Below are 25,379 nucleotides of genomic sequence, written 5' to 3'. Positions count from 1 at the left end.
CCTTCCAGTAGATGTGGGGGCAGACCATCGACACCGTCGGGTTCGAGGTCAGGTTGACGATGTCTGCGCCGTGGCAGAGGGTGCATGGGGCGTCTGGAACGCGGACCATCTGTCGGCCTCCTCTCGGGTGAGTGCGGCGTGCTCGTCACGTTCCACGCGGTCGGCGACGGCCTGCATCTGCGCGCGTTGGCGCTCGACGGTCTCGTCGACCGCTTCGGTCGTGATGAGGGTCATGTGTGCGAACAGCGCCGTGCGCAGCGCGAGCGGATCGAGATGCGACTCGAGCACCCTGTACAGGTCGTCGGTGATCTTGAGCCGGTCGTCGCGAACCGCGCGCACCTCAGAATCGGTTAGCGCGGTGAGCAATTCCTGCCGCTCAGTCTTCGTACTGATCCGTCGGCCGGTCACGGCGCGCCCGCCAGGAGGTAGGTCGCGAGCATTGCGAGGGCCGCGAAGGGCACGAAGACGGCGAAGTTCGCGATCAGGTGCGATCGGGGTTCCGGTGCGACTGTCAGATCCGTCGAGTCTGCCGGCACGGAACGAGCGGAGACGGGAGGAGCAGGCGGCTCGGTGACGTCGTCGATCACGACGCACCCCCGGAACGATTGCCCTTCCCGACCGTCCTCCGGATGACGGTGACGATGAGGTAAATGCCGATCGAGACGGCGAGGACGGCGGCCACGGCGATGACCGCGGCGATGGCCCAGAGGATGAAGTCGAGAGGTGTCATTGTTCTTCCCAGGTGATGTGCGCGCCGGTGGGCACGGTGATGATGAGCTCGCTGGCGAGCAGGTAGGTGGTGACGTCGTTGCCGTGCCCGATGCGTGTGATGCGCTCCGGATGCTGGAGCGTCACTGACATGTCGCGCGAGACGACGGCGCGGAGGCGGTCCCCCACAACGGGTTGGGAGGCTGACCGCTCCCCCACCGATCCGATGCGAACCGGACGCTCACGGAACCGGTGCGCGGCGGGCTTCCGCGGCGGACTCACTCCCCGCCGCCCTGCATGTGCGCCGTGATCTGCGCGTGGGCCTGCAACTCCTCGGTCGCGAGGTCGACGCGCTCGGCGCCGCCCCACCGGATGCCCGTGCCTTTCAGCACGCCGATGTGCTTCTTCATCTGCGACACCCGCTTGTGGATGCTGTAGAACGCGACCAACGGCCAGCCCTGCACCGCGGCGCGCGACCGGTAGACGTGCTCGAGCTCGGCGGGCGTCTGCGGCCCGAGCTCGATAAGCAGGTCGACGACGACGTGCATGATCTTCTCGGTGTTCGTGCCCGACAGGCTGATCGCCGCGGTGTGCGACACGTCGGGATCGCCTGCGTGGGCGAGTGCTTCGAACTTCATGGCTTCTCTCCTTCGGCTTGCTGTTCGCCGGTGCCGCGGCAGTCGAGGCACGTGGCTTCGCGGTCGGGGTCTTTCGAGATGGAGTAGAACCCCCACCCGCGGCATGCCGGGCAGGGGCTCGTGGCGTGGGGGTTGACCCGTCGACTCACGATCGGAACGACCTGAGCGGGGGACGGCGGCCGAGCTTGACGATGTCCGCTTCGACGGTCGCGATCTCGTCGAGAGCACCTCGCGCGGGGTATCCGGACGACTTCGCGTCTCGGATCTCGTCGCACAGCGTGCGGTGACGAGCCTCGAGGCGGGCGTACTTCGCGGAGACCGAGTCGACTCGCACTTCGGCGGGGACGTGCCGGCCGCCCGTGGGCTGGTGACGGTATCGACCGGCGGCAGGACGCTCGAGCTTGACGCCGAGCATCCTCGCGAGGTCGTGCTTCGCCTTCCGGGTGTTCGTGTCTGCGGGCGACGCCGACGTCGTGTACACCTCCCCGTTCGGGAGCTCGATCTTCGCGTGACCGGATGCTGCGATGCCGCGGTAGATGCATCCGTGCCGAGACGCCCACTTCATGAGGTCTGCGATGGCCTTCGACGGGTAGTTCATGTGTTTCCTCTCGATGGATGGGAAAGGCCCGGGCGGTTTCACCTCGCCCGGGCCTGACTCCCCTTCGGTTGAGTGCGCGCACTCGGTGGCTCCGCAGAGCCGGTTCGACACCCCAGATGTCGATGTGGCGGCATCCCCATGCCGCCACGGTTCCCACATCCCCAGATGCGGGAGGTATCAGGATCGGGACGTGACCGCGAGCCGGTACCGACGCGCGTAGACGGCGCTGGCGGTGCGACCAGTCAGTCGCGCCGCTTCGGCCGGTGAGCTTGTTCGCAGGATCGCGTCCTCTTCGGACGTCCAACGCGGCTCGATGATCGGTCCACGATTCGCCTCGTAGTAGACGAGGTTCTTTGACGCGCCAGCGGCGCAACACGCGTCGCAGCGGCACGCCCACTGGCTGTAAGCGCTATACGTCCCGTGACGCGTGTCATCAGGCGCGAGCCCGGTCTCGCGCATCCGCTGGACGGCAGTGGCGTGACTCTCTCGATTCGCTCGGGTGCAGTCGACGCACCGGCAGCCACGCAGGTACGCGGAATGCGTTCCGCACGGCGCGAGAGCTGGCTTGTAGTGAGACTCGATGTTGAGCTCGTCCCGCCATCGAGAGATAGTGCGAGAAGAGACGTCGTAGAGCTCTGCGAGTTGTCGATCGCTCATCCCGCTCTCCGCTTCGACCCGGAACCGGTCGTGGTCGAGATCTCTGAACCGCATACGATCGCCTCTCTCTAAGTGCCCGTGCGCCGATCTGCGAGCGCACGCACGGGCCGTGTCCTACTGAAGTTGGACTGCCGCGATGACGATGGCAGTCACGATGATCGCGGTCACGATGAGCGTGAAGATCGCGACGCCGGGTGTGGGCGGCGTGCGCGGTTTGCCGATCTGACTCACGAGAGCGAGAGCGCCGAACGTCAGCCATGCGGCCGAGACCCAGAGCACGATCTGCAGGAGGAGCATGTCAGCCTCCCGTCGCGATCTGAACGATGCTGATGATCTGAAGGACCACCTGCACCGCACCGAACACGAACCACGCGGCCGCGGCGAGGAAGCCGACGACTGCGCCGAGGGGAGCGATCCAGAGCTTCTCGGTTGCGATGGCGAGAGCGCCGAGGCCGAGCGCGAACAGCGCGTAGATGAGCCAGGTGAGGCCGAACGTGACGATGAGCCAGATGACGCCCCAGACGATCGCTTCGGTCATCGTGCGATCCCTCCCGACTTGATGAACTTCTCGACGCGCTTCGGGGAGCGAGGCGCGAGGAGCGACTTGAACCCGGCGGGGATCGCGTCGCCGGCCGCGCGGCGCACCGGAGCGGTGACGAAAGAGCGCTCGGCGACGGGCGTACCGACCTTCGGCGGCTTCGGCTCGAACTTGATGCCCGCGCGCTTGCGGGCCTTGCGTGCTGCAGTGGACATGGGATCTCCTCGTGTTGTTTTGGTGGTGGAGTGCCCGCCGTGGACTGGCCCACGGTGTACTGCCTGGTTCGGGCGCCGGCGATATCTCGTCGCCGTTCGGAAATCTGTGGGCTTCCCTTCGATGAGTCACCCGCGACTGTCCAGTACCAGATGTGCGTCACGCCGCCGCGGTGAGCAGCTCGCCAGCGTGCACGGCGCGCGCCTCGATCCACAGGTCTCGCAGGATCTCTTTCGACACGCGTCGCAGGGCTCGTGCGTGCTGGTGCCCGGCAGACAAAGGCGTTCCAGCGAGCGCGGGCTTACCCGCGGGGCCGCAACGAACGCAGTCGACTGGGTGAACCGCGTCGACATACTGTTCCCGGGCGGCGTCGTAAACCTCGCGGTAGTGACCGCCGACAGCCTTCACGCAGGACTGGGCCATGAGGAACGCTCGCGACTTCGCCTTGTCGTTCCAGTTCGACTTCACGCCCTTGTGGCGGCGCTGCGCTGTCCCACCGATCACCGAGTAGCCGGCGTACGCCCACAGTTCCGAGACGGTGCGGGGTCGATCGTGCAGGTCGTTCCAGTACGGATTTCCGATGACCGCGAGAAGGCGTGCCGCCTGCTTCTCACCAATGCCACGCGAGCGCTTCACCCATCCGTAGAGCGGAGACTTGCGAACCTCCCGCTGCAAAGCCTTCGTGGCCTCGTGCTCGAGCGACTTCATCGTGTCGAGCATCGCCATAGCCGTCGCGACCTCCGGGGACCGGGCGTCAAGTCCGAGCCCACGGATCTCACCGTCACGGTCCGCTTCGTTGCGGGTGAGCGCGCGTACCCGGTTCTCCGTCGCAATCCTCAGCGACTCGATGTCGTCGAGAGAGTCGCTGAGGAGGCAGAGGTACCCGGAGTAGAGAAGGTGCCCCGTCGCGCTTTCCAACTGGTTATGCGGCTCTGGCATGGCGGCGGGGTGGTCGATGATCGTCATGAAACGAGTCCTTCCAAGAGGATCGGTGCGTGCGAGATTTGGGGTCAGGCAGGGATATGGCACCGAGGGTGTAAGTGCCCGCCGCGCGAGCCGAATGGGGGTCGATCACGTGCTGGCGGCGGGCAAGAGGTTCCCCGCCGCGACCCATGAATGGGTTTCGCTGGGACAATGGCGGCGGGGTGGCTCGTCAGGCGGCGATGGCTTTCTCGCCAATGTGCGGGTCGAGGCGTCCGAGCGTTCGCGCTCCGGATTTCCTCATGAGTTCCGCGAGTGCTTCGAACTGCTGAGCCTTGCCCAGCAGGTCGTTGGCCTGCGAGCGGCGTATCCTCGCGATGAAGATCAGATCGTCTGTCGTCGCATCCGCGAGCGCCTTGTAACCGGTCGGGAGCGCGATTTTCTGGGCCAGGAATCTCGGCCAGTACTCATCCCGGATGAGGCGCTGCTTCGTCGACAGGTTCTTCGCGGACGGTGTCACCTTCGATCGGAGGTACCCAGCCTCGGAAGCGACCCTGGACGAGATCAGCTCGTGCAGGTAGGTGGCGTACATGTCCGCCGGGATGCGTTCGATTACCTTCGCCGCGATATCGTCCGACTGGAACTCAGCCGGCGTCTCTTCGATGACGGCCCGGATGATCGAGCCAATGCTGTCCTGCTCCATGGTGGCGCTCCTTTCCAAGAGGTTCCCCGCCGCGTGTGTTGGTTGGGTGGTCGCCGACACTGTGGCGGCGGAGAGCCGTGAGGTCACGCGGTGGAGTTGTGGTTCTCGAACGAGAGATGGCGTGACCCTGGCGCGCAGCCGGGATTCGAACCCGGGCAACCCCTGACGGCTCTGCGCTTCTCGGTCCGTTCCTAACGAGTCGTCGGCGCACCTCTATGCGCCTCGTCGTCGTGTAGCGACAGGCACCACTTCCGTGATGAGGAATGCCTGCCCCCGTAGCTCCCGAGGATGTTGTGCACACCCACATGGGTGTGTCTTCCCTTCGATCCGCTTCTCGGCTCCTCGCCTTCGCGGTCTCCCCCAGCCACTGCGATCGGTACACGTGAACCACCACGTCACCGCGAACAGAACCCTGCTGGGATTCGTCTCTATTGAGTTCGCCCCGCTCATTTCTGCCGGTGGTCGACCGGGATATGCGGGGATGAAGTTGTGTACCGCGCACCCGTTTCCGGGTACGCCGAGTAGCGCTACCCCCAGCGACGGGAGTAGAGCCGGATCGGTTATCGGGGATCAGCCGTGCGTGTAGGAACCCGTCATCTCGAGTTCGTCCAGCGGTGTCCGATCGTCGGGGTCGGGGTTGTCTGCTCCGAAAGCCCAGAGGAAGAACCGGAAGACGGGGATGAGGATCGCGACCCAGCCGACGATCGCCGGCGGGAGCCAGAACCAGAGAGGCAGAGTGTCGGTCATGATGCGACAACCCTGTTCACTGGAGTGAGACGTTCCTTGTTCCACTCGTCCAGATCTGCTTCGAAGAACGCGTTGCGGCGTCCCTGCTTGAAGTACTTCGGTCCGTTGCCCTGGCTGATGAGGTTGTAGAGCGACTGAGCGCTCGCAAGCCCGCAGTAAGCGGCGGCGGCCTTGGTGTTGAGGACTGGGGAGCTCATGCCGCGTCCTCGCTCACCGTGACGATGTCGTCCAGGGACCAGCCGCTGCAGAGCTTGAGCTTGCTGAGCAGCGTCACGCCGACGGCACCTGTGTCGTAGGCGCGCGTGACGGTGGACACTGAGACCTTGAGCTGCTGGGCCATGGCGGTGGCGTTGAGCGTTCCTGCGAGGCGCCCCGACGTGTGCATCCATCCCCGCTCAGCCGCGATCTGGCTGAGCACCTGTGGCTCGATTCGCAACATTGCGCCTCCTTCATGGGGTTTGGTTTGAGGTGTTGCGTTCACGATACACACGATGTCTGGTGCGCGCAACAGAGACTTTGTTGACTTTTCGTTGCGCGCACGCAACAATGAAGGAATGACCGAGACGGATCAGGCTGCCCAGTGGGGCGAGTGGCTTCACCAGATGCTCGATGAGCGAGGTTGGCGTCAGGCAGATCTCGTGCGTGAGTCCAATGGGCTCATCAAGCGTGACCGTGCGAGCAAATGGGTAAACGGCAACGAGCGCCCTAGCCACCGTCTCGCGATTGTGGCTGCGAACACTCTTGGTGTCACTCAGGAGTCGGCGTTGACTGCGGCCGGCTACTCCCCGACCGTGGAGTCTCTGGTCGCAGATCGCGAGGCGCTGGTCGCAGAGTATGAAGTCCGGATGCGCCGTCTGCGCGAACTCGATCAGAAGGTGGACCTGAGTTCGGTCTCTTCGGCTGACCTGCTCGGCGAGCTCGCGCGACGTCTAAACGTTGCAGAGGAGCCAGATGTCCCCGCTCTCGACGAGAATGCGTCTCAGTGGGCGCTGGTGGCGCGTCCGCGCTCGAAGGACAGGGGAGAGGATCTGACGTGATTGAGAAGCTGTTCGATATGGCGGATGCGCTGGGCGTACGCATCGAGTACGCCGATCTCGCGCACCTTGACCGCGACGGCGACTACAACCCGATCACGAAGGTGATGCGCCTACAGCGCGGAATGTCTCGTCGACTCCTGCAGTGCACTCTGGCGCACGAGCTTTGTCATGCGATCTTCGGAGACCGCCCGTCGAAGTTCGGACCGGTCAATGCGAAGCAAGAGCGTCGCGCTGACGAATGGGCAGCTCTTCGCCTGATCGATCGCGACGCCTATCGCGATGCTGAGCGGATGCACGACGGGAACGTGACCCTGATGTGCCAGACGCTCGACGTCATTGAGGACATCCTGATCGCGTATCAGCGAGTGCTTCTACGAGTCGGTGACACCGTCTACGTTGCCCCGAAGATGGGCGCCGGACAGTGGCACCAGAAAGTCGACGTGCCAAATGCCTAGGCCTCCTCTGCCGCTCGAGACGTACGGGAAGATCAACCGGACGACTCACAACGGGAAGCCCGCCGCGCGCGCGTACTACCGCGACAGCGACGGCATCACACGCAAGATGCTGCGCACAGGGAAGACGCCGGCGGCCGCGGAGAACGCCTTGAAGGAAGCTCTCCGTGATCGCCTCGCGCCCGCGGGCGACGTCATCACCAGGGACTCGACGCTCGCCGAACTCGCTGCGGCCTGGAAGTCGGAGATGCTCGTCGACGAGAAGCTCTCAGACGGCACGAAGCGCACCTACCAGGACGCGCTGACGACCATCCTCCGCGGGCTCTCGGGGGTACGCATCGTCGAGGCGACGCCGGCGAAGCTGCACCGCTACATTCAGGCGGTCGCTCAGAAGACGCCAGGTGCGGCGCGCACGGCGCGCATTGTGTTGAAGCACATGATGGCGCACGCGGTGTACGCGGGGGCGCTGACATCGAACCCTGTCGAGGAGACAAAGGCGGTCACGCCGAGGGCGCCGAACGTGAAGGCGCTCCGTGCGGACGACATTGCGACGATCAGGGATCTGCTTGAGGCTTGGGACTCCGGCGTCGACAAGTACAAGCGTCCGCGGAACGGGAGCGTGCGCGACACGATGGACATGTACGCCGCCACCGGCGCCCGCACCTCCGAGGTGCTCGCACTCCGCTGGCCAGATTTCAGCTTCGCTACCGAGCCGCCGACGGTGACCCTGAACGGGACTGTCGTGCGCGGGTTGGACGGGAAGCTCGTTATCCAGACCCGGATGAAGACCGACAAGTCTCACCGCGAGCTCGAACTCCCGCCGTTCGTGATCCCGATGCTCACGGAGCGTGCGAAGACGGCCTACAGCGATCTCGTCTTTCCCTCCGCCGTGGGGACGCCGCGGTGGCCTGACAACCTTCGACGCGACTGGCGCGCGGCGCTCGACGGCAGCGCGTACGCGCGTGTGACGCCGGGTGCGTTTCGAAAGGCGGTCGCGACGCTGCTGTCCGAAGAAATGGGCGCCGAGGCGGCGCGGGATCAGCTCGGTCACACCGGGTTCGGGAACCTCAAGAACTACGTCGAGCGGGCATCGCGCGGACCGGCGTCGGCGAGTGCCGTGCAGAAGCTGGTGAGTAAGTAGCCACTAAACGGCCACGGACGCAAAAAAGCGCCCCGCCTGTCCGAGGACGGGTGGGGCGCTGTTCGTTGACCTGATGCGGCTGATCCGGTGGTGGCGAGTGAGGGATTCGAACCCCCGAATGCAGTGCAGTCTGATTTACAGTCAGATCCCTTTGGCCGCTTGGGTAACTCGCCAATGCGCGCCCGTCCGACTTCTTCAGCCAACCGGGGGCACGAGTCATAATCATACCCGCATGCGGCGGGCCGGAGAAATCGAGGCCTCAGCTGCCGTGCACGCCCTTCTCGGACTCCCGCAGCGACTCCGGCGTCCGCAGCAGTCCCCCCTCGGCACGCACGGTCGCGGCGGCCACGTCCATCGCCCGATCCAGCAGCTCCTGCCAGCCGTGTGCGGCGTCGGGCGTCCCGTCGACGAGTGCGGCCGACACGGCGGCGAGAGTCGCATCGCCGGCGCCGACGGTGTCGACGATCCGACCGGGCAGCGTCGAGATGGGTGCGCGCACGGTGCCGTCGTCCGTCTCGAGGATCGCGCCGTCCGGCCCGGCAGTGGCCAGCACGGCGCGTACCCCCAGACCGCGCAGGCGTGTGCGCAGGGCGTCGAGGTCTCCGTCGTAGAGCAGGGCCGCGTCGTCGGCGCCGACCTTCACGATGGCGGTGTCGGCGGCGAGACGTTCGAAGCCTCGGACGAACTCCGTCCGGTCGCCGAGCATTCCGGAGCGGGGGTTGGGGTCGATCGCCAGGCGCGCTCCCCTCACGGCGACGGCGAGGGCGTCGACCTCCGCCGGCACGTCGAACGGGAAGCAGCTGATGGCGACGAGCGACGCCTGTGCGATCGCCGTACGCGCCTCGTCGGAGTACCGGATGCTGCGCCGTTGCGCCGCCTCGTTGAAGAGGTACACGGGTTCGCCGTCGGCTCCGCGCTGCACGATGGCGCGTGACGACCCGCGTGGAGCCGGGGTCTCGATCAGACGCACCCCATGGTCGACGAGGTACTCCCGGATGTGATCGCCCGCCTCGTCGTCGCCGACCATCGCGATGAGCGCGGTGTCGACGCCCAGGCGGCGCAGACCGACCGCGACGTTGAGGGCCGCGCCGCCGACGAGTTCCCGGACGCCGGCAGCATCACGGATCTCGTCGATCAGGGCATCGCCGATGACGACCGCTGCGGGGGAATCAGTGCTCATTCAGCCGAGAGTACCGGTCCTCGGCATCTCCCCGCGGCGAATGACGCCTCGCAGCGGACTCGGCCTGTACGGTGGGGCCATGAACGGTCGTCTCGCCGCCGGAGCTGCGGCCCTCCTGCTGGTCGCCGTGCTCGCCGGCTGCGGGCAGGGCTCATCCGAGACCGGCGAGCCCCGCACGTCCCCCGATCCGTCGGCGACCTCCCCCTCGGAGGCGACGCCCTCCCCCACGCCGAGCCCGACGTCCGCGCAGACCGCGCTGCCGACGGACTGTCGCGCGATCCTCTCCGACGACGTCCTCGCCCAGCTCGACGGCATCCCGCTCAACGACGCGGCCTTCGGGCCGTCCGGCGTGGGCGACGACGGCACGCTCACCTGCATCTGGGGCGATCCGCGCGCCGACACGACCAACCTCGTCACCACGATCTCGCACGAGGACCGCGGACCGGCCCTCGACATGCTCAACGCTCTAGTCACGAACGAGGGCTTCACCTGCTTCACCCCCGACGGCGGCACGCGGTGCGAGAAGACGTTCCCGAATCCGCAGTACCCCGTCACCGACGGCCGCACCCTCTTCTGGCGCGACGACGTGCTCATCGACACGCGCTACTCGAACCTCGCGCCCACGGGCTACACCGCGAGCATCGTCGCGCACCTGTTCGACTGACCCCGTCCGGCCCGGACACCGCCCACCCGGGCACAACTGCGGATGCCGCGCGCGACGCGCCGCCCCGGGCATCCGATCCGCCGGCGTGTCGCCGTTCGCCTCCGAAGCTGTGCTCACGCAAGCCTCGCACGCCGTACACGCGCCTCGCACACGAAGAAGGCCCCGGGCTGATGCCCGGGGCCTTCTTACTCACTCAGCACGTGATCAGTTGTACGTGCCAGGCGTGATGTCGTCCGTCGAGAACGCGTCGAAGTCGACGTAGCCGAAGTCGCCGTCGGCGTACGCCCCGTCGGATGCGAAGATCCGGTTCGGGTAGCGCTCGCTCTTGGCCTCCTCGGTGGCCTCGACCGTGACGTCGCGGTACTTCGAGAGCCCGGTCCCCGCGGGGATGAGCTTTCCGATGATGACGTTCTCCTTGAGACCGACCAGCGGGTCGCGCTTGCCCTCCATGGCGGCCTGCGTGAGCACGCGGGTCGTCTCCTGGAAGGAAGCGGCCGACAGCCACGACTCCGTCGCGAGCGACGCCTTCGTGATACCCATCAGCTCCGGACGACCCGACGCGGGGCGCTTGCCCTCGGCCACGGCCTCGCGGTTGATCGACTGGTAGCGCTTGAGGTCGACCATCTCACCCGGCAGCAGGGTCGTGTCGGCGTGGTCGACGACGGTGACCTTGCGAAGCATCTGGCGGACGATGACCTCGATGTGCTTGTCGTGGATCGGCACACCCTGCGAGCGGTAGACGCCCTGGACGCCGCCGACGAGGTAACGCTGCACCTCGCGGGCACCCATGACGCGCATGACCTCCTTGGGGTCGAGCGTGCCGACCTGCAGGGGCTGACCGACGGTGACGTGCTGGCCGTCCTCGACGAGAAGCGTCGCACGCTTCAGCACCGGGTAGACGACGGGCTCGTCGCCGTTGTCGGGCGTGAGGATGACCTTCTTGGCCTTGTCCGTCTCATCGATCGTGATGCGACCGTCGGCCTCCGCGATGGGCGACGCACCCTTGGGGGTACGAGCCTCGAAGAGCTCCTGGACACGGGGCAGACCCTGGGTGATGTCATCCGCCGATGCCGAACCACCGGTGTGGAACGTACGCATCGTCAGCTGGGTACCGGGCTCACCGATCGACTGCGCGGCGATGATGCCGACGGCCTCGCCGATGTCCACCGTCTTGCCGGTGGCCAGCGAACGGCCGTAGCACTGCGCGCAGACACCGACGGCGGAGTCGCAGGTCAGCACCGAGCGCACCTTGATGGTCTCGACACCCGCCTCGACCAGCTTGTCGATGAGCACGTCGCCCACGTCGTCACCGGCAGCGGCGAGGACCTCGCCCTTGCTGTCGACGACGTCGGACGCCAGCGTACGAGCGAACACCGAGTTCTCGACGTTCGCGTCGCGCACGAGCTCACCCTGCGAGTTCGGAGCGGCGATCGGGAGCTCGAGGCCCTTCGACGTGCCGCAGTCCTCTTCGCGGATGATGACGTCCTGCGAGACGTCCACCAGACGACGGGTCAGGTAACCCGAGTCGGCGGTACGCAGAGCGGTGTCGGCGAGACCCTTACGGGTACCGTGCGTGGCGATGAAGTACTCCGCCACCGACAGACCCTCGCGGTACGAGGAGATGATCGGACGCGGGATGATCTCACCCTTGGGGTTGTTCACCAGGCCTCGCATACCCGCGATGTTGCGGATCTGCAGCCAGTTACCACGGGCGCCCGAGGACACCATGCGGTTGATGGTGTTGTCCTGCGGGAAGTGCGCCTTCATCGCGGCCTGCACCTCGTCGGTCGCCTCGGTCCAGATCTTGATGAGCTCCTGACGACGCTCGGCGTCGGTCGTGAGGCCCTTCTCGTACTGCGACTGGACCTTCGCGGCCTGCTTCTCGTAGCCGGCGACGATCTCCGCCTTGTTCGGCGGGGTGAGGATGTCGCTCAGGGCGACGGTCACACCTGAGCGCGTGGCCCAGTAGAAACCGGCGTCCTTGATGCGGTCCAGCGACGCAGCCGTCTCGACCTTGGGGTACTCCTCGGCCAGCTTGTTGACGATCTGCGACAGCTTGCCCTTGTCGGCGACCTCACGGACGAACGGGTAGCCCTTGGGCAGCGTGTCGTTGAAGATCGCCTGACCCAGCGAGGCGTCGACGAGGCCGTGGCGCTCGTAGCCCTCGGGGGCCTCGCCCTCGAGGAACGTGAGACCCGGGATGCGGATGCGGACCTTGGCCTGCAGGTCGAGGGTGCCCTCGTCCTTCGCCAGGATCGCCTCGCCGACCGAGCCGAACGCGCGACCCTCACCGGCTGCACCCTCCTTGACCGTGGTCAGGTGGTGCAGACCGATGATCATGTCCTGCGAAGGCAGGGTGACCGGACGGCCGTCGGACGGCTTGAGGATGTTGTTCGAGGCGAGCATCAGCACGCGGGCCTCGGCCTGCGCCTCGACCGACAGCGGCAGGTGCACGGCCATCTGGTCGCCGTCGAAGTCGGCGTTGAACGCCGCGCAGACGAGCGGGTGCAGCTGGATGGCCTTGCCCTCGACGAGCTGGGGCTCGAACGCCTGGATGCCGAGACGGTGCAGCGTGGGCGCACGGTTCAGCAGCACGGGACGCTCGCGGATGATCTCCTCGAGCACGTCCCAGACCTCGGGACGCGTGCGCTCGACGGCCCGCTTCGCGGCCTTGATGTTCTGCGAGTGACCGAGGTCGATCAGGCGCTTGATCACGAACGGCTTGAAGAGCTCGAGCGCCATCTGCTTGGGCAGACCGCACTGGTGCAGCTGGAGCTGCGGTCCGACGATGATGACCGAACGGCCCGAGTAGTCGACGCGCTTGCCGAGCAGGTTCTGGCGGAAACGACCCTGCTTTCCCTTCAGCATGTCGCTGAGGGACTTCAGGGCGCGGTTGCCGGTACCCGTGACGGGACGACCGCGGCGGCCGTTGTCGAACAGGGCGTCGACGGCCTCCTGCAGCATCCGCTTCTCATTGTTGACGATGATCTCGGGGGCGCCGAGGTCGATCAGACGACGAAGACGGTTGTTGCGGTTGATCACACGACGGTAGAGGTCGTTGAGGTCGGAGGTCGCGAAGCGGCCACCGTCGAGCTGCACCATCGGGCGGAGCTCCGGCGGGATCACCGGGACGACGTCGAGGACCATGGCGGCCGGGCTCATGCCGGTCTCCAGGAACGAGTTGACGACCTTGAGGCGCTTGATCGCACGGATCTTGCGCTGGCCCTTGCCCTCCGAGATCTGCAGGTGCAGGCTCTCGGCCTCGGCGGCCAGGTCGAACGACGCCAGACGACGCTGGATCGACTCGGCGCCCATGTAGGCCTCGAAGTACTGACCGAAGCGGTCCTGCAGCTCGTGGAAGACGTCGTCCTCCGGACGCAGTGCGCCGACCTCGAGCGTGCGGAAGTCCTCCCACACGCGCTCGAGCTTGGCGATCGCCTCGTCGGCACCCTTGCGGATGAGCGACATCTCCTTCTCGGCGGCGTCCTTGACCTTCTTCTTGGCGTCGGCCTTGGCACCCTCGGCCTCGAGAGCGGCGAGCTCCTCCTCCAGCTTCGCCAGGCGCTCCGCGATCTTCGAGTCGCGGCGGTCGCCGAGCGTCTTCAGCTCGAGACGGATGTTGTTCTCCTGCGTGCCGAGGTCGCGGTGACGAGCATCCTCGTCGACCGAGATGACCATGTAGGCCGCGAAGTAGATGACCTTCTCGAGGTCCTTCGGCGCCATGTCGAGCAGGTAGCCGAGACGCGAGGGCACACCCTTGAAGTACCAGATGTGGGTGACGGGAGCGGCGAGCTCGATGTGACCCATGCGCTCACGACGGACCGAGGACTTGGTGACCTCGACGCCGCAGCGCTCGCAGACGATGCCCTTGAAGCGGACGCGCTTGTACTTGCCGCAGGCACACTCCCAGTCGCGGGACGGGCCAAAGATCTGCTCTCCGAAGAGACCGTCCTTCTCCGGCTTGAGGGTGCGGTAGTTGATGGTTTCGGGCTTCTTGACCTCGCCGTAGGACCACGCGCGGATGTGGTCTGCGGTCGCCAGGCCGATGCGAAGCTCATCGAAAGTTGTGGACTCGAGCACTAGTTCTCCTGTGTCGGAATTCTGTTGAGAAATCGGGCTTCGGCGGGCTCAGCGGCGATGTGCGGCGCTGAGCCCGTCGAGGCGTTTAGATCTCGTCGATCGAGGCGGCCTCGAAGCGGCTGGAGATGTTGATTCCGAGCTCTTCCGCTGCGCGGAAGGCCTCGTCGTCGGTGTCACGCAGGTTGACAGCCGTGCCGTCGGCCGAGAGGACCTCGACGTTCAGGCAGAGGGACTGCATCTCCTTCATGAGCACCTTGAAGGACTCGGGGATGCCGGGCTCCTGGATGTTCTCGCCCTTGACGATGGCCTCGTACACCTTGACGCGGCCGAGGATGTCGTCGGACTTGATCGTGAGGAGCTCCTGGAGCGCGTATGCCGCACCGTAGGCCTCGAGGGCCCACACCTCCATCTCACCGAAGCGCTGTCCACCGAACTGCGCCTTACCACCGAGCGGCTGCTGGGTGATCATCGAGTACGGACCCGTCGAACGCGCGTGGATCTTGTCATCGACCAAGTGGTGGAGCTTCAGGATGTACATGTAGCCCACGGAGATCGGCGCCGGGAACGGCTCGCCGGAACGACCGTCGAACAGCTGCGTCTTGCCGCTGGAGTCGATCAGGCGCACGCCGTCGCGGGTCGGGGTCGTGGCGTCGAGGAGACCGGAGATCTCCTCCTCGCTCGCGCCGTCGAACACCGGGGTGGCGACCTTCGTGCCGGGGGCGGCCTCGAACGCGTCCTTCGGGAGCTTCGCAGCCCACTCCGGAGTGCCCTCGACCTTCCAGCCCTGCTTCGCGATCCACCCGAGGTGGGTCTCGAGCACCTGGCCGAAGTTCATTCGACCGGGGATGCCCAGCGGGTTCAGGACGATGTCGACCGGGGTGCCGTCCGCGAGGAACGGCATGTCCTCGATCGGGAGGATCTTCGCGATGACGCCCTTGTTGCCGTGACGACCGGCGAGCTTGTCACCCTCGGTGATCTTGCGCTTCTGGGCGATGTAGACCACGACGCGGCGGTTGACGCCCGAGCCGAGCTCGTCGTCGCCGTCCTCGGCGTTGAACTCCTTGACCGCGATGATCGTGCCCTGCTCGCCGTGGGGCACCTTCAGGGACGTGTCGCGGACCTCGCGGCTCTTCTCGTTGAAGATCGCGCGGAGCAGACGCTCCTCGGCCGACAGCTCGGTCTCGCCCTTCGGCGTGACCTTGCCGACGAGGATGTCGCCGGGGCGGACCTCGGCGCCGATGCGGATGATGCCGCGCTCGTCGAGGTCCTTCAGGAGCTCGGGGCTGACGTTGGGGAGGTCGCGCGTGATCTCCTCCTTGCCGAGCTTCGTGTCGCGGGCGTCGACCTCGTACTCCTCGATGTGGATCGAGGAGAGGGTGTCGTCCTTCACCAGGTCCTGGCTGAGGATGATGGCGTCCTCGAAGTTGTAGCCCTCCCACGTCATGAACGCGACGAGGAGGTTCTTCCCGAGTGCCAGCTCGCCGTTCTCGGTGGCGGGGCCATCGGCGATGACCTCTCCGACCTCGACGCGCTCACCGGCGCTGACGACGACCTTCTGGTTGTACGACGTGCCCTGGTTCGAGCGGTCGAACTTGCGCAGGTGGTACTCCTGCGTCCCGCCCTCGTCGAGCATGACGATGACGCGGTCGGCGGAGACCTCGGACACGACACCGGCCTTCTCGGCGGTGAGCACGTCACCTGCGTCGATGGCGGTGTAGCCCTCCATACCGGTTCCGACGAGCGGCGAGTCGCTGCGGAGCAGCGGCACGGCCTGACGCTGCATGTTGGCGCCCATGAGCGCGCGCTGCGCGTCGTCGTGCTCGAGGAACGGCACGAGCGAGGTCGCGACGGACACCATCTGGCGCGGCGAGACGTCGATGTAGCCGATCTCCTCCGGCAGGAAGAGGTCCACCTCACCGCTTCCGCCCTTCGGGCGAGCGAGGACGTGGCTCTCCTTGAAGCGACCCTTCGCATCGAGCGGCGCGTTGGCCTGCGCGATGTTGAAGTCGACCTCCTCGGATGCCGTCAGGTAGTCGATGTGCTCGGTGACGACGCCACCCTCGACCTTGCGGTACGGGGTCTCGATGAAACCGAACGAGTTGATGCGCGCGAACGTCGCGAGAGCACCGATCAGACCGATGTTCGGGCCTTCAGGCGTCTCGATCGGGCACATGCGGCCGTAGTGCGAGGGGTGGACGTCACGGACCTCGACGCCGGCGCGGTCACGGCTCAGACCACCCGGGCCGAGGGCCGAGAGGCGGCGCTTGTTGGTCAGACCCGCGAGCGGGTTGTTCTGGTCCATGAACTGCGACAGCTGCGACGTTCCGAAGAACTCCTTGATCGCGGCGACGACGGGGCGCACGTTGATCAGGGTCTGCGGCGTGATCGCCTCGATGTCCTGCGTGGTCATGCGCTCGCGGACGACGCGCTCCATGCGGGACAGACCGGTGCGGACCTGGTTCTGGATCAGCTCGCCGACCGCGCGGATGCGACGGTTGCCGAAGTTGTCGATGTCGTCGGTCGCGATGCGGATCTCGGACTGCTTGCCGCCGCGGATGCCGTCGAACGACTCGACACCGGCGTGGATGCGGACCAGGTACTTGATCGTGGCGACGATGTCGGCCACGGTGAGCACCGAGTCGGACAGCGGCGAGTCGAGACCGAGCTTGTGGTTGATCTTGTACCGGCCGACCTTCGCGAGGTCGTAGCGCTTCGGGTTGAAGTAGAAGTTGTCGAGGAGGGCGCGCGCGGCCTCGGCGGCCACCTGCTCGCCCGGGCGGAGCTTGCGGTAGATGTCGCGGAGCGCGTCTTCCTTGGTGACGATGGTGTCCTTCGCCAGCGTCTCCTCGATCGAGGGGAAGCCGGCGAACTCGGCGAGGATCTCCTCGCTGGTCATGCCGAGGGCCTTGAGGAACACGGTCACCGACTGCTTGCGCTTGCGGTCGATGCGGACGCCGACCTGGTCGCGCTTGTCGATCTCGAACTCGAGCCAGGCACCGCGGCTCGGGATGACGCGCGCCGACACGATGTCCTTGTCGGACGTCTTGTCGGGGGTCTTGTCGAAGTAGACACCCGGGGAGCGGACGAGCTGCGACACGACGACGCGCTCGGAGCCGTTGATGATGAACGTGCCCTTGTCGGTCTGGAGCGGGAAGTCGCCCATGAAGACCGTCTGGGTCTTGATCTCACCCGTGAGGTGGTTCATGAACTCGGCCTCGACGTACAGCGGGGCGGCGTACGTCTTGCCGCGCTCCTTGCACTCCTCGATCGAGTACTTCTCGGGCTCGAGGTAGGGGTTCGTGAACGAGAGCTGCATCGTCTCGCCGAGGTCCTCGATCGGGGAGATCTCCTCGAAGATCTCGCCGAGGCCGGAGACCTCGTTGACGTCGGTGCGACCGGCCTGCTTGGCCTCCTCGACACGCGCCTTCCAGGCGTCGTTGCCGACGAGCCAACCGAAGGACTCGGTCTGCAGGGCGAGAAGGTCGGGGACCGTCAGCGTGTCGGAGATCTTGGCGAACGAGAGGCGGGATGCTCCGCGTCCGTTCTTGGTGGTGGTGGATGTGGATGCGTTGCGAGCAGCAGCCAAGGGAATAACCTCCGTGAGCCCCGCAGGGCTTCTCGATTCCTTTGTCGTCAGGTGGAGTGCGCGCCCGAATGCTCAACGAGATGCCGACCACCATATGAGGGCACGGAGAAGCGAGCGCAACTACCAACTATAGACGCGATTGTGCGACATGGCAAGCTCAATCCTTGACCAATTCCGGAAGCTGCGGTAAAAGCGTCCGGGAGCAGTGCCGCGGGGCCGTCAGGCCCAGGTCCAGGTCACCAGGACGGACTCCGCGAGGCGCACGCGCTCGTCGGCGGGCACGGTGTCGCTGAAGGAGAACGTGACGACGAACGTCTGCTCGGCATCGCTCACGTAGTACTGCTCGACCGCGTAGGTCGTGCCGCTGTTCGACAGCTGGGCCGACAGGTGCGCCGACTCGGAGCCGGCGACCGTGACGCGGTCGTTCACCGTGACGTCCGTGGCGCCGACCGACTCGAGCTCGTCGACGCCGGCGCTCTCCACGACCTCGGGGGTCACGACGCCCGCGGGCGACTTCAGGGTGTTGAGGTTGTCGGCGAAGCCGTCGGTGTCCTGCAGGTTCGCGACCAGGGTGTCCGGGCTGAAGCCGGGAACCGACTCGGTCGGGACTCCCCATCCCTCGGGGGCGACGTACGTGTAGCCGCTGCCCGTGATGGTCTCTCCGGCCGCGGGCTCGACGTCGAGACCCGTCGACGGCGCGTCCGAGGGCTCGGAGCCCTGGGACTCCGAGGAGGTCGACGGCTCCGGGATCGCGGACGAGCATCCGGCGAGGAGCAGCGAGGCGACGACGGCGACGCCGGCGAGGGCGGGGAGAGGGGTGCGCATGGCCACAGCATATCGACATGCCGCGGCCATGCGACCGGCGGCCTCAGGACGCGATGTTCAACTCGTTGCCCGGGATCGAGGCGAGCAGACGCCGCGTGTACGGGTCGCGCGGATTCGTGAAGATCTCCTCCGACGACGCCGCCTCGACGAGGGAGCCGTCCTTCATCACGCACACGTAGTCGCTGATCAGTCGTACGACCGCGAGGTCGTGCGAGATGAACAGGTAACTGAGCCCGTACTCGCGCTGCAGGTCGCCGAGCAGCGTGAGGATCTGATCCTGCACGAGCACGTCCAGCGCCGACACCGGCTCGTCGCACACGATCAGGTCCGGCGAGAGCGCCAGTGCCCGGGCGATCGCCACGCGCTGACGCTGGCCTCCGGACAGCTCGGACGGATAGCGGCGCAGCATCGACTGCGGCAGCGCCACGTCCTCCAGGAGCTGGCGCACCCGCTTGCGTCGATCCGCTCCGCTCCCCCGGCGATAGAACTCCAGCGGCTCGGAGATCAGCCTCTCGATCGTGAACATCGGATTCAGGCTCGAGTACGGGTCCTGGAAGATCGGCTGCACCCGCTGGCGGAAATCCTTGGTCTCCGCGCGGCTCAGCGACGAGACGTCCTTGCCCTCGAAGCGGATCAGTCCGCTCGTCGGCTCGATCACCTTCAGCAGCATCCGTGCCGTCGTCGTCTTGCCCGAGCCGGACTCGCCCACGATCGCGACCGTCTCGCCGCGCGGGATCGCGAGCGACACGTCGTCCACCGCGACGAAGTCCTCCTTCTGTCCGCGCACCGGGTACACCTTCGTGAGGTTCTCGATCTCCACGATGTTGTCGGCGGCCGGCGCGGCCGTCGCGCCCTCGGCGACCGCATCCGTCGTGGGACGCTCCGCGACGAACGCCTCCGGGCGCAGCCGCGCGGCCGCGACCGACGGCGCCGCCTTCACGAGCGACTGCGTGTACGGATGCTGCGGAGCCTCGAGGATCTGCCGCGCGGGCCCCTGCTCCACGACCTTGCCACGGTGCATCACGACCACGCGCTCCGCACGCTCCGCCGCGAGGCCGAGGTCGTGCGTGATGAGCAGCACCGCGGTGCCGAGCTCCCGGGTCATGGCGCCGATCTGGTCGAGGATCGTCTGCTGCACCGTGACGTCGAGCGCACTCGTGGGTTCGTCCGCGATCAGCAGCCGCGGCTTGCACGCCAGGCCGATCGCGATCAGCGCACGCTGGCGCATGCCGCCGGAGAACTCGTGAGGGTACTGCTTGGCACGACGCCCGGGATCGGGGAGACCGGCCGCGGTGAGCGCCTCGACCACCTTCTCCCCCACGTTCTGCCGCGTGGCCAGTCCGTGCGCGAGCAGCGTCTCGGCGACCTGGGTGCCGATCTTCGCGACCGGGTTGAGGTTCGACATCGGGTCCTGCGGGACGAGCCCGATGTCACGTCCGCGAATCGTGCGCAGCTCGTTCTCCGGCGCGTGGGCGATCTCACGACCGTCGAGGCGGATGCTCCCCGAGGCGACGCGGCCGCCGCCCGCGAGGAGCCCGATGATCGCCATCGCCGTGGTCGACTTGCCCGAGCCGGACTCGCCGACGATCGCGACCGTCTCACCCTCCGCGATCTCGAGATCGACTCCCTCCACCGCGTGGACGACGCCGTCCATGGTGGCGAAGTCGACGGCGAGGCCCTCGACCGACAGCAGCGGTGCGCTCGGCATCCGGTTCTCCTTGTTCTCGTCCCTGACGCTGTCGACGTTCATCGCGCCCTCGTCCGGGGATCCATGGCTTCGCGCAGGGCCTCGCCGAACAGCGTGAAGCCGAGCGCGGTGACCGCGATGCAGATGCCGGGGAAGAACGCCAGCCAGGGCGCGATCGCCAGCTCGTTCTGCGCGTAGGTCAGCATGCGGCCCCACTCCGCGGTCTCGGGGCGTCCGCCGCCGAGTCCGAGGAACGACAGCGCCGCCGCATCGATCACGGCCGTCGCGAGCGTCAGCGTGCCCTGCACGATGACGGGGCCGATCGCGTTCGGCAGCACGTGCGACATCGTGATGCGTCCGCGCCCGAGGCCGAGCGTCTGCGCCGAGAGCACGTAGTCGCTCGAACGCTGCTGGAGCATCGACGCCCGCAGGAGCCGTGCGAAGATCGGCACCTGCGAGGCGCCGATCGCGATCATGACCGCGAACGGCGTCTGGCCGAGGATCGCCGCGATCGAGACCGCGAGCAGCAGGTTCGGCACCGACAGGATGATGTCGACCACGCGCATGATGATCGTGTCGACCCAGCCGCCGAACGTGCCGGCGACGAGGCCGAGCAGCATGCCGCCCACGAGGCCGAGCGCGGTGGAGATGATGCCGACGAGCAGCGAAGCCTGCGCGCCCCAGATCAGCTTCGACAGCACATCGCCGCCGAAGCGGTCGAGGCCGAGCGGGAACTCGGGCAGCTCCCCCGGTCCGGGGATGTGCGTCGGGGTGATCGACTTCGCTCCGGGGAGCGCGGTCTCGGGATACGGCGCGAGGATCGGAGCGAGGACGGCCACCAGCAGGAACGCGAGCACGATGCCGGCGCCGATCCACGCGGTCGGGTTGCGACGGAGCCGGCGGAACACGTCGCGCCAGAAACCGCCCGGTCCTGCCGTGAGGCCGGCCTGGGCGATCGAGACCGTGTCGACGAGCTCGCCGCCTGCGGCGGACGGGCCCTGTGCCGGGGGGAGCGAGACGCTCATGACGTCGCCTCCTTCTCAATGACGAGCGGGGACATCACTGCACCCTCACTCTCGGATCGATCACGCTGTACGACACGTCGACCGCCAGGTTGATGAGCGCGTACGCGATCGCGATGAAGATGATGAACCCCTGGAGCACGGGGAAGTCCCTCGTGAAGATCGCCCTCGCGAGGAAGGACCCGATGCCGGGGAATGCGAACACGGTCTCGGTGAGCACGGCGCCGGAGATCAGCAGACCGGTCTGCAGTCCGATGGTCGTGATCACGGGCAGCATCGCGTTGCGGAGGATGAACCTGTTGCGCAGGGTCGTCGCGCCGACGCCCTTCGCCCGACCCGTGCGCACGTAGTCGGCGTTCTGCACCTCGAGCACGCTGGCCCTGGTGATGCGCACGATGATCGCGAGCGGGATCGTCCCGAGTGCGAGCGCCGGCAGCACCAGGTGGAGGATCGCGTCCCAGGAGGCGTCGAACTCGCCCGTTATCAACCCGTCCCACACGTAGAACCCGGTGGGATGGGTCGCGTCTATGCGCGGGTTCTGCCGTCCGTCCGAGGGCAGCCAGCCGAGCTGCACCGCGAACACGTACTTGAGGATGAACGCCAGGAAGAACACCGGGATCGTGATGCCGATGAGACTCAGGACGACCGAGGCGTGGTCGCTGAACTTCCCGTGGCGCCGCGCGGCCCAGTAGCCGAGCGGGATGCCGACCCCCACCGCGAAGATGAGCGCCATGACGCTCAGCTCGATCGTCGCGGGGAAGCGTCGGAAGAACTCCTCCACCACGGGACGGTTCGTCTGGATCGACGTCCCGAAGTCGCCCTGGAGGAGGCGACCGACCCAGATGAAGTACTGCTCCAGGATCGGTCTGTCGAATCCGTAGAGCTCGTTGACCCTGGCGATGGCCTCCGGCGTCGCCTTCTCACCGAGAAGGGCGACGGCGGGACCGCCGGGCAGGGCCCTGACCCAGGCGAACAGCAGGATGCTGAGGCCGATCAGGGTGGGGATGAGGAACAGCAGTCGCCTGCCGATGGTGCGCAGCAAAGAGGTCTCCTAACCGACGGTCGTTGAGCGAGCGGAGCGAGACGAAACGCAGGTTCCGCAAGAATCCCTGCGTTTCGTCTCGTCGCTTCGCTCCTCGCTCAACGACCGATTGGCGGCGTCAGCCTGTTACTTGGTGAGGACGATGTCCGTGAAGACCTCGTCGTTCACCGGGCTGGCCGGGTAGCTCTTCACCCGCGGGTCGAACGCGAGGGTCGGCGCCGGGTGCGCGAGCGGCACGCCCGGGATGAACTGCGCGACCATCTCGTTGATGTCCTCGTACAGCGCGGTCTGGTCGTCCAGGTTCGAGACGCCGCGCGCCTCGGTCAGCTTCTGGAACAGCTCCGGGTTGTCGAAGCCCCACTCGGAGCTCTGCTGGCCGAAGAACACGCCGACGAAGTTGTCGGTGTCGTTGTAGTCGCCGGTCCAGCCGAGCAGGTGGATGCCGTGGTCCGAGGTGCCCGTGGTGCGGTCGAGGTACTCGACCCACTCCTCCGACACCGGCGTGGTCTGCACGCCGACCTCGGACAGCTGCGACGACAGCACCGTGAAGATCTGCTCGGGGTCCGGCATGTACGGACGCGAGACGTTGACCGGGTAGTTGAAGTCGAGCGCCAGCGGGTTGGCTTCGGTGTAGCCGGCCTCCGCGAGCAGCGCCTTCGCCTTCTCGGGGTCGTAGTCGTACGTCGTGACGTCGGGGTTGTAGCCGTTGACGACCTCGGGCACGAACTCGATGGCCTTCTGCGTGCCCTCCGGCAGCACCTGGCTGATCAGCGCGTCCTTGTCGATCGCGTACGAGAGCGCCTCACGGACCTTGGGGTCCTGCAGCGCGGGCACCGCCTGGTTGAAGGCGAGGTACAGGATCGTGAACGGCGGACGCGACACCATCGTGAAGCCGTCGTCCTCGAGCGCCTTGGTGTCGGCGGGACCGACGAGGTCGTAGCCGTCGATGGAGCCGGACTCGAGCGCCTGGCGACGGGCCGTCGGGTCGTCGATCGTGCGGAAGATGATCTCGTCGACCTGACCCGCATCGCCCCAGTAGTCGCCGTAGGCCTTGAGCGTGACCTGCTCGCCCGGCGCCCACTCCTCGAACTGGTAGGGGCCGGTGCCGACCGGGTGCCCCATGGCGTACTCGGAGAGCACGGGCGCCTCGGCGGAGCCGCTGACGTCGTCGGCCCCGAACTCGGCCATGGCCGAGGGGCTCTGCATGCCGAAGGCCGGGAGCGACAGCGAGGCGACGAAGCCGGCGAACGGCTTGTTGAGCTCGATCGTCACCGAGGTGTCGCCGTCGGGAGTGCAGGACTTGTACACGGCGTTGGCGGGGTCGGAGGCGTAGCCCTTGAAGAGCTTGTTGTAGTAGTAGCCGAACGCCTCGGACGCGGCGAGGCCGGTCCAGTTGTACCAGCGGTCGAAGTTCGCGCAGACGGCCTCGGCGTTGAACGGGGTGCCGTCGTGGAAGGTCACGCCCTCCTTGAGGGTGAAGGTGTGGCTCATGCCGTCCTCGGACGACTCCCACTTCTCGGCGAGGAGCGGCGCGGGGTCGGCCGTGCCGGGCTCGGTGCCGACCAGGCCCTCGAAGATCTGGCGGGAGACGCGGAACGTCTCGCCGTCCTGGGCGAAGGCGGGGTCGAGGCTCGCGGGGTCGGACGAGGCGGCGAACACGAAGGTGCCGTCGACGTCGCCGGACGCTCCGCCGTCGCCGTCGCCGCGCTCGCTGGCGACGCATCCGGACAGGACCAGCGCGGCCAGCGCTGTTCCGGTGACGGCGATGAGACCTCGCCGACGCGTGATCGAGTGGTGCATGTGTATGACCTTCCCTGTGGGGCGCTTCCTTGCGCGATCCGGGGCCTCTTCGCCGCCGGACACGGTGATCCCTCGACGCTACCCAGGTGATCCACAGATGCCAAATAGCGGCAGGTTGCAATCCGGTATCGACCGTCCTCGGCCCGCTGATGCCGTGCGCTCGCCGCATCCTACGTTCCGGTATTTCAGCCCCGTCGGCGATCCGGTAATGTCCACAACGTGCCCGACACGTCTCCCCTCGCCGTCTGCGTCGGCGAAGGCCTGGTCTCCCTCGTCCCCGCGACCGCCGCTCCACTGGAGGACAATCGCACGTTCCACCGCTCCCTCGCCGGCGCCGAGTGGAACACCGCGATCGCCCTGGCGTCGGCGGGTATCCGCAGCGCCGTGGTGTCGCGGGTCGGCGACGACGGCTTCGGGCGTTTCCTCACTGCCGAGCTGCGCCGCCTCGAGGTCGACGCGAGCGCGGTCGAGGTCGACGCCCTCGCCCCGACCGGACTGTACGTGAAGGAGCTGTCGACCGGGCCAGACGGCTCGATCGACGGCACGATGCACTACTACCGCACGGACTCCGCCGGCGCGGGCCTCTCGCCCGCCACGCTCACGGCGCCCGCGGCCTCCGCCCTCCTCGCCGAGGCCGCGCTCGTGCACACCTCCGGCATCACGCCCGCGCTCTCCGCCTCGGCGCGCGCCGCGCAGGACGCCCTGTTCGCGGACAGGACGGAGGGCCGGATGCGCAGCTTCGACGTCAACTGGCGCTCGGTGCTCTGGCGCGGCCAGGAGGACGAGGGCCGCCGTGTGCTCACGGGATACGCGCGCGGCGCCGACGTCGTGTTCTGCACGCGCCCCGATGCCGCGGCCGTGTTCGGGACCGATGACCCCGACCGTCTGCGGGCTCTGCTCCCCGAACCGCGCTTCCTGCTCGTCACCCATCCGCTGGGAGCCGTCGCCTTCGACGGCGAGGAGCGCCAGCAGAGCGACGCCCTGGACGTCCCCGTGGTGGAATCCATCGGCGCGGGCGACGCGTTCGCCGCCGGATTCCTCGCGGGCGTCCTCACCGGCCTGTCCCTGAGCGGCAGCCTCGCCCGAGCTCACCGGATCGCCACGAGGGCGCTGTCGAGCACCCGCGACCACATCGACTGA

The 25,379-nt window shown here is 67.1% G+C and carries 27 protein-coding genes and 1 tRNA gene; 5 read left to right on the top strand and 23 right to left on the bottom strand.

All coding sequences use genetic code 11. The features are described 5' to 3' along the window. Nucleotides 1-48 precede the first annotated feature (48 nt). The 14 genes from ACIPY8_RS04710 to ACIPY8_RS04645 all read right to left on the bottom strand — a co-directional run bounded on the left by ACIPY8_RS04710 (nt 49) and on the right by ACIPY8_RS04645 (nt 6,162). A complete protein-coding gene (locus ACIPY8_RS04710) occupies nt 49-408 on the bottom strand; it encodes a hypothetical protein (RefSeq protein ID WP_400815500.1) in 360 nt (119 codons plus the stop codon). Next, a complete protein-coding gene (locus tag ACIPY8_RS04705) occupies nt 405-536 on the bottom strand; it encodes a hypothetical protein (protein ID WP_400815498.1) in 132 nt (43 codons plus the stop codon). Before ACIPY8_RS04705 ends, ACIPY8_RS04710 begins: the two co-directional genes overlap by 4 nt. A gap of 47 nt (nt 537-583) precedes the next feature. Further along, complete coding sequence (locus ACIPY8_RS04700) at nt 584-730, bottom strand: hypothetical protein (protein WP_400815495.1); 147 nt, start codon at nt 728-730, stop codon at nt 584-586. Further along, a complete protein-coding gene (locus ACIPY8_RS04695) occupies nt 727-861 on the bottom strand; it encodes a hypothetical protein (protein WP_400815493.1) in 135 nt (44 codons plus the stop codon). The genes ACIPY8_RS04700 and ACIPY8_RS04695 overlap by 4 nt, the downstream gene beginning before the upstream one ends. 125 nt (nt 862-986) lie before the next feature. Next, nucleotides 987-1,346: a hypothetical protein gene (locus ACIPY8_RS04690; RefSeq protein ID WP_400815491.1), complete on the bottom strand. Its 360-nt coding sequence runs from the start codon at nt 1,344-1,346 to the stop codon at nt 987-989. Between the two features lie 145 nt (nt 1,347-1,491). After that, nucleotides 1,492-1,944 carry a hypothetical protein gene (locus ACIPY8_RS04685; protein WP_400815489.1) on the bottom strand — a complete coding sequence of 151 codons (453 nt, stop codon included), beginning with the start codon at nt 1,942-1,944 and terminating at the stop codon, nt 1,492-1,494. Between the two features lie 771 nt (nt 1,945-2,715). After that, nucleotides 2,716-2,898 carry a hypothetical protein gene (locus ACIPY8_RS04680; protein WP_400815487.1) on the bottom strand — a complete coding sequence of 61 codons (183 nt, stop codon included), beginning with the start codon at nt 2,896-2,898 and terminating at the stop codon, nt 2,716-2,718. Between the two features lies 1 nt (nt 2,899). Then, nucleotides 2,900-3,139 carry a hypothetical protein gene (locus ACIPY8_RS04675; protein WP_400815485.1) on the bottom strand — a complete coding sequence of 80 codons (240 nt, stop codon included), beginning with the start codon at nt 3,137-3,139 and terminating at the stop codon, nt 2,900-2,902. Beyond that, nucleotides 3,136-3,354, bottom strand: a complete 219-nt coding sequence (locus tag ACIPY8_RS04670) for a hypothetical protein (RefSeq protein WP_400815483.1) — start codon at nt 3,352-3,354, stop codon at nt 3,136-3,138. The genes ACIPY8_RS04675 and ACIPY8_RS04670 overlap by 4 nt, the downstream gene beginning before the upstream one ends. A gap of 157 nt (nt 3,355-3,511) precedes the next feature. Beyond that, entirely contained in the window at nt 3,512-4,318 is an 807-nt protein-coding gene (locus ACIPY8_RS04665; RefSeq protein ID WP_400815481.1) for a hypothetical protein, read from the bottom strand. A 187-nt stretch (nt 4,319-4,505) separates the two neighbouring features. Then, nucleotides 4,506-4,976, bottom strand: a complete 471-nt coding sequence (locus ACIPY8_RS04660) for a hypothetical protein (protein ID WP_400815479.1) — start codon at nt 4,974-4,976, stop codon at nt 4,506-4,508. A gap of 570 nt (nt 4,977-5,546) precedes the next feature. After that, complete coding sequence (locus tag ACIPY8_RS04655; RefSeq protein ID WP_400815476.1) at nt 5,547-5,723, bottom strand: hypothetical protein; 177 nt, start codon at nt 5,721-5,723, stop codon at nt 5,547-5,549. Further along, a complete protein-coding gene (locus tag ACIPY8_RS04650; RefSeq protein WP_400815474.1) occupies nt 5,720-5,920 on the bottom strand; it encodes a helix-turn-helix transcriptional regulator in 201 nt (66 codons plus the stop codon). The genes ACIPY8_RS04655 and ACIPY8_RS04650 overlap by 4 nt, the downstream gene beginning before the upstream one ends. Continuing rightward, nucleotides 5,917-6,162 (bottom strand): hypothetical protein, encoded by a 246-nt coding sequence (locus tag ACIPY8_RS04645; protein ID WP_400815471.1) that lies wholly within the window; start codon nt 6,160-6,162, stop codon nt 5,917-5,919. The genes ACIPY8_RS04650 and ACIPY8_RS04645 overlap by 4 nt, the downstream gene beginning before the upstream one ends. A 115-nt stretch (nt 6,163-6,277) precedes the next feature. Here ACIPY8_RS04645 and ACIPY8_RS04640 point away from each other — a divergent pair, with 115 nt between their 5' ends. From ACIPY8_RS04640 to ACIPY8_RS04630, 3 genes are all read left to right on the top strand, one after another. Further along, nucleotides 6,278-6,760 (top strand): helix-turn-helix domain-containing protein, encoded by a 483-nt coding sequence (locus tag ACIPY8_RS04640; RefSeq protein ID WP_400815470.1) that lies wholly within the window; start codon nt 6,278-6,280, stop codon nt 6,758-6,760. After that, nucleotides 6,757-7,215 (top strand): ImmA/IrrE family metallo-endopeptidase, encoded by a 459-nt coding sequence (locus tag ACIPY8_RS04635; protein WP_400815467.1) that lies wholly within the window; start codon nt 6,757-6,759, stop codon nt 7,213-7,215. Before ACIPY8_RS04640 ends, ACIPY8_RS04635 begins: the two co-directional genes overlap by 4 nt. A 106-nt stretch (nt 7,216-7,321) precedes the next feature. Beyond that, entirely contained in the window at nt 7,322-8,353 is a 1,032-nt protein-coding gene (locus ACIPY8_RS04630; protein ID WP_400815465.1) for a tyrosine-type recombinase/integrase, read from the top strand. 88 nt (nt 8,354-8,441) lie between these two features. On the opposite strand, the gene ACIPY8_RS04625 is transcribed toward ACIPY8_RS04630, so the two are convergent. Both ACIPY8_RS04625 and ACIPY8_RS04620 read right to left on the bottom strand, forming a co-directional pair. Beyond that, nucleotides 8,442-8,526: transfer RNA gene (locus ACIPY8_RS04625), tRNA-Tyr, on the bottom strand. 86 nt (nt 8,527-8,612) lie between these two features. Next, nucleotides 8,613-9,533, bottom strand: coding sequence for a carbohydrate kinase family protein (locus ACIPY8_RS04620; protein ID WP_400815463.1), 921 nt, complete (start codon nt 9,531-9,533; stop codon nt 8,613-8,615). A gap of 79 nt (nt 9,534-9,612) precedes the next feature. Between ACIPY8_RS04620 and ACIPY8_RS04615 the strand changes: the two genes are divergently transcribed. Beyond that, a complete protein-coding gene (locus ACIPY8_RS04615) occupies nt 9,613-10,197 on the top strand; it encodes a hypothetical protein (RefSeq protein WP_400815461.1) in 585 nt (194 codons plus the stop codon). A 204-nt stretch (nt 10,198-10,401) separates the two neighbouring features. Here the strand turns inward: ACIPY8_RS04615 and rpoC are convergent, their stop codons facing one another. From rpoC to ACIPY8_RS04580, 7 genes are all read right to left on the bottom strand, one after another. Then, nucleotides 10,402-14,277: a DNA-directed RNA polymerase subunit beta' gene (gene rpoC / locus ACIPY8_RS04610; RefSeq protein ID WP_400815458.1), complete on the bottom strand. Its 3,876-nt coding sequence runs from the start codon at nt 14,275-14,277 to the stop codon at nt 10,402-10,404. 85 nt (nt 14,278-14,362) lie between these two features. Further along, complete coding sequence (locus ACIPY8_RS04605; protein ID WP_400815456.1) at nt 14,363-17,863, bottom strand: DNA-directed RNA polymerase subunit beta; 3,501 nt, start codon at nt 17,861-17,863, stop codon at nt 14,363-14,365. Nucleotides 17,864-18,082: 219 nt separating this feature from the next. Next, the gene (locus tag ACIPY8_RS04600; RefSeq protein ID WP_400815454.1) at nt 18,083-18,688 is read right to left on the bottom strand and encodes a hypothetical protein; all 606 of its coding nucleotides are present in this window, start codon (nt 18,686-18,688) and stop codon (nt 18,083-18,085) included. A gap of 43 nt (nt 18,689-18,731) precedes the next feature. Continuing rightward, nucleotides 18,732-20,438 carry an ABC transporter ATP-binding protein gene (locus ACIPY8_RS04595; protein WP_400815452.1) on the bottom strand — a complete coding sequence of 569 codons (1,707 nt, stop codon included), beginning with the start codon at nt 20,436-20,438 and terminating at the stop codon, nt 18,732-18,734. Beyond that, complete coding sequence (locus tag ACIPY8_RS04590; RefSeq protein WP_400815449.1) at nt 20,435-21,400, bottom strand: ABC transporter permease; 966 nt, start codon at nt 21,398-21,400, stop codon at nt 20,435-20,437. The genes ACIPY8_RS04595 and ACIPY8_RS04590 overlap by 4 nt, the downstream gene beginning before the upstream one ends. Nucleotides 21,401-21,434: 34 nt before the next feature. After that, a complete protein-coding gene (locus tag ACIPY8_RS04585; protein ID WP_400815446.1) occupies nt 21,435-22,439 on the bottom strand; it encodes an ABC transporter permease in 1,005 nt (334 codons plus the stop codon). Nucleotides 22,440-22,565: 126 nt separating this feature from the next. Then, the gene (locus ACIPY8_RS04580) at nt 22,566-24,239 is read right to left on the bottom strand and encodes an ABC transporter substrate-binding protein (protein WP_400815444.1); all 1,674 of its coding nucleotides are present in this window, start codon (nt 24,237-24,239) and stop codon (nt 22,566-22,568) included. A 219-nt stretch (nt 24,240-24,458) separates the two neighbouring features. Here ACIPY8_RS04580 and ACIPY8_RS04575 point away from each other — a divergent pair, with 219 nt between their 5' ends. Next, nucleotides 24,459-25,379, top strand: a complete 921-nt coding sequence (locus tag ACIPY8_RS04575) for a sugar kinase (protein ID WP_400815441.1) — start codon at nt 24,459-24,461, stop codon at nt 25,377-25,379.

The organism is Microbacterium sp. NPDC089696 (assembly GCF_044749125.1).
In the GTDB taxonomy this organism is placed as follows: Bacteria; Actinomycetota; Actinomycetes; order Actinomycetales; family Microbacteriaceae; genus Microbacterium.
Note: the sequence above shows the minus strand (reverse complement) of the source record. Positions and strands in the feature narration are given on the sequence as shown.